This window comes from Deltaproteobacteria bacterium (assembly GCA_009929795.1).
GTDB lineage: Bacteria > Desulfobacterota > Desulfovibrionia > Desulfovibrionales > Desulfomicrobiaceae > RZZR01.
The window spans coordinates 1-3,543 of the sequence record RZZR01000206.1; the positions used below are offsets into that span (position 1 = coordinate 1).

3 protein-coding genes are annotated in these 3,543 nt (G+C 58.2%); 1 reads left to right on the forward strand and 2 read right to left on the reverse strand.

Annotated elements, in window-relative coordinates:
- Window positions 1-140: 140 nt before the first annotated feature.
- Window positions 141-1,253 (reverse strand): cyclopropane fatty acyl phospholipid synthase, encoded by a 1,113-nt coding sequence (locus EOM25_13145; GenBank protein NCC26120.1) that lies wholly within the window; start codon window positions 1,251-1,253, stop codon window positions 141-143.
- A gap of 307 nt (window positions 1,254-1,560) precedes the next feature.
- Between EOM25_13145 and mutY the strand changes: the two genes are divergently transcribed.
- Window positions 1,561-2,661 (forward strand): A/G-specific adenine glycosylase, encoded by a 1,101-nt coding sequence (gene mutY / locus EOM25_13150; GenBank protein ID NCC26121.1) that lies wholly within the window; start codon window positions 1,561-1,563, stop codon window positions 2,659-2,661.
- Window positions 2,662-2,691: 30 nt separating this feature from the next.
- On the opposite strand, the gene EOM25_13155 is transcribed toward mutY, so the two are convergent.
- On the reverse strand, window positions 2,692-3,543 hold an 852-nt coding region (locus tag EOM25_13155; protein ID NCC26122.1), incomplete at its 5' end, for a PAS domain S-box protein.

The following is a 3,543-nucleotide window of genomic DNA, read 5'->3' on the forward strand; positions in this document are numbered from 1 at the left end:
TTTGAAGGCCCTGCCGGGCATGCTGAAGGAATTTTCCCGGATGGTCGAAACCGAATTGGAAAAAACTACGTCTTGCCGAAACAGCCGAGAATAAGGCCGTCTTCGGCACCGCATCGCCTGGAGCCGTTTCGATTACCCATTCAACGACAGGGCGGCTGATTCCGGCCCGTCTTGGTCATGACAATCTGCCAGACCTGAATGTCCCTGGCCCGGAACGCTCCGGCGCAGGATTGGAGATAATAGCTCCACATCCGGCGAAAGGTTTCGCCGTAGCGACCCCGAATGGCGTCCCAGTTGTTGTGAAAACGTTCGTTCCAAGCCATGAGAGTGGGGTCGTAGTGCGGACCGATGTTGTGGATATCCTCGATGACCAGAAGCCCTTCCGCAGCCCTGGATATCTGGGCGATGCTCGGGAGCATGCCGTTGGGAAAAATGTACTTTGTGATCCATGGGTCGCACCCCGTACGGCTGACATTGCAGCCTATGGTGTGCAGGAGGAAAACCCCGTCCTCGGCGAGCCTGGAATGCACCAGGCGCGTGAACGTTCGGTAGTTTTTGGATCCGACGTGCTCAAACATGCCCACAGACACGATCTTGTCGAATGTCCCTCGCACGTCCCGATAGTCGGTCTCGACGATCTCAATGGGAAGCCCGGCGCAAAATTCCCGGGAAAAATGTATCTGCTCCCTGGCGATGTTCACCCCGGTCACGTGACAGCCGTACTTCTCGGCCATGTATCTGGCCAGGCCGCCCCACCCGCAGCCGATGTCCAGAACCCTGTCTTCTTCGCCGAGGTCGAGCTTGCGGCAAATGAGATCCAGTTTCCTGAGCTGGGCCACGTCCAGTTCCCTGGTTTCCTTGAATAGGGCACAACTGTATTGAAGATAGGGGTCGAGAAAAGCCGTAAAAAGATCGTTGCCCAAATTGTAGTGCCGATGGGCCACCTCGCGGCACCCGCGGCGGGTCTGGAAATTGAGCAGGGCCGACGACAGGGCCAGGAAAAGCAGCTTGAGATGGCGCTTGAGTTCGCGGTCGAGTCCGGCGGAGAGCACCTTGTGGAAAAAGGCGTCCAGTCGCGGACAATCCCACCACCCCTCCACATAGGCCTCGCCAAGTCCGAGGTTCTGTTCCCGCAAGATCCGGTCGTAGAGCCTGTCGTCGTGGACCTGAATATCCCAGGGTTTCCGGCCCCCGAGGCCTATCCCCGCCTGCTCAAGCAAAGCCTCGATGACTTTCTTCGATGCCGATGACATATCCACCCCCTGAACTGCGTTGGAGCCGCCCCCTTCAGACCTGCCGGTTTCCAAAGGCCGCCGCCCTGAAAACGACATCTGGCCGGCCTGATGGTGGGTGAAGAAATGTCATTGATACTCCTTGAAAAACGCGATGTAAATCCGGAGTGGAAAAAACTCGACTGTGGCCGGCAGTGAAGATGACACGGCCTTTTGCGCCGCGGTGAACCAATTCCAAAAGAAGCTCACCGATTCAGTTTGACACCCGACCCGAGGCGCAGGTAGCCCCGCATGGCGACAACGTCGAGCCTCGAAACAGGGAGACTACATGTCCTCGACAAGCATAGAGATCCGAGCCGCTCTGCAGTCATGGTACCGGGCCTTCAAACGTTCCCTGCCTTGGCGGGCGACACGCGATCCCTACCCGATCTGGATTTCCGAAACCATGCTTCAACAGACCCAGGCCGGACGGGTCATGTCGTATTTCAAGGCGTGGATGGATCTGTTCCCGAACATCCGCTCCCTGGCATCGGCATCCGAGGATAGGGTTCTCAAGGCCTGGGAAGGCCTGGGGTACTACTCCCGGGCCAAAAATCTGCGCAGGGCGGCTGGTATTGTGGTCTTTGAACTCGGGGGGATTTTTCCGGACACGGTGGAGGATCTTCGACATCTGCCCGGAGTTGGACCGTACACGGCCTCCGCCGTGGCCAGCATCGCCTTCGGCCGACCCGTGGCCGTCGTCGACGCCAACGTCCGCCGGGTCTTGTCAAGAATGTTCGATTTGGACATGGACATGGCCTCGCGGGACGGCCGAAAAACCATCGAGAGCCTGGCCGAGGGCCTGCTCGACCCGGACGCCCCGGGAGACTTCAATCAGGCCATAATGGAACTCGGGGCCTTGATCTGTCGGCCAAAATCTCCGAATTGCGATCGCTGTCCCGTCGACGCTTATTGCCGGGCCCTTACAGCCCGGACCGTGCCCCTTCGTCCGGTGAAAACTCCAGAGAGAGAAAAAATCCACATCAGCATGGCCACCGGAATCCTTTTCCACGAAAACCGCATATTCATCCAAAAACGATGTGACGACGACGTCTGGGGTGGATTGTGGGAATTTCCCGGAGGAGTTGTCGAACCGGAAGAAGAGCCTGCGGATTCGGTTGTCCGGGAATACCTGGAGGAGACGGGATTTTGTGTGGAGGTGACCGGATACCTGACCATGACACGTCACGTCTACACACGCCACCGTGTCACCTTGGAGTGTTTCGCATGCAGATTCACAGAAAACGAAGACATGAAGCCAATCCTGACCGCTGCCCAGGAATACGCCTGGGTAAGGCCCAGCGAACTGGAGAGGTACGCATTCCCGGCCGGACATCGGAAGCTTTTGGCCTGGATGACCGCTCATAAGGTCTGGGACCGACTGCCCTAGGTCGAAAAGATCAAGAACCCGGGAGCAGGCTCAAGGGCGGCGGACAGGATCCGGAGTCTGGAGTTTACAATTCCGGGCGTAGGTCGTCCCGTCTCCTTGCCCGTCCGTCAAATCCTCAAGTTCGGTCTGAAGTCCGACAATCCTTATCGGACAGTCCTGCTCGTCGCGCTGGACGACCTTGCCTCGCGATTGCACCCATTTCCAGCTCCCATCCCGACATCGGGCCCGAAAGATGGCCCTGAACCTCGTCCCCTCGGCCGCATGGACACGGATGGTTCGCTCGGTGGCCTCCAGATCGTCCGGATGGATGAGATTTCTCCACGACTCGTACCCGGCAGGAAATTCCCCGGGAGCATAGCCTAGCATGGCATAAAACGATGGGCTGAAATGGGCTTGATTGGAGGCAAGATTCCACTCCCAAAGGCCATCCCCGGCAGCCTCGAGGGCCTGGTTGAGGCGCTCCTCTTTCTTGCGCAGAGCCTGCCTGGCCTGGACGTCCCTGCCGACATCCCTAAATATGACCGCCACCTCTCCCGAAGAAAGACAAAACACGATCGATTCAAGCCAGGCCGAGACTAGCGCCCCCCGATAGAAAAATGGTTCAAGTCGGACGGCGCTTCTGGTCTGCCAGGCATGCCGCATGGATCGAATCAACGCCGAGCCTCGCAGGGCAACATTGATCTGCAACAGGGTCTTGCCGACAAGATCGGAACGGGAATGGCCGGTGACAGTTTCTGCAGATGGATTGCAGTCCAGAATCCGAAAATCCATGCCGTCGCCCAAACTTTCACAGATCAAAACCCCGTCGGGGGTGTTCTCGAAGAGGATTTGAAGGCGATCCCCCGCATGCTCAAAAGGCGGTCCGGGCTTCCGAGACGCTTC

Coding starts and splice junctions, on each gene's coding strand:
- EOM25_13145 (NCC26120.1), bottom strand. CDS start 1,253: ATGTCATCGGCATCGAAGAAAGTCATCGAGGCTTTGCTTGAGCAGGCG.
- mutY (NCC26121.1), top strand. CDS start 1,561: ATGTCCTCGACAAGCATAGAGATCCGAGCCGCTCTGCAGTCATGGTAC.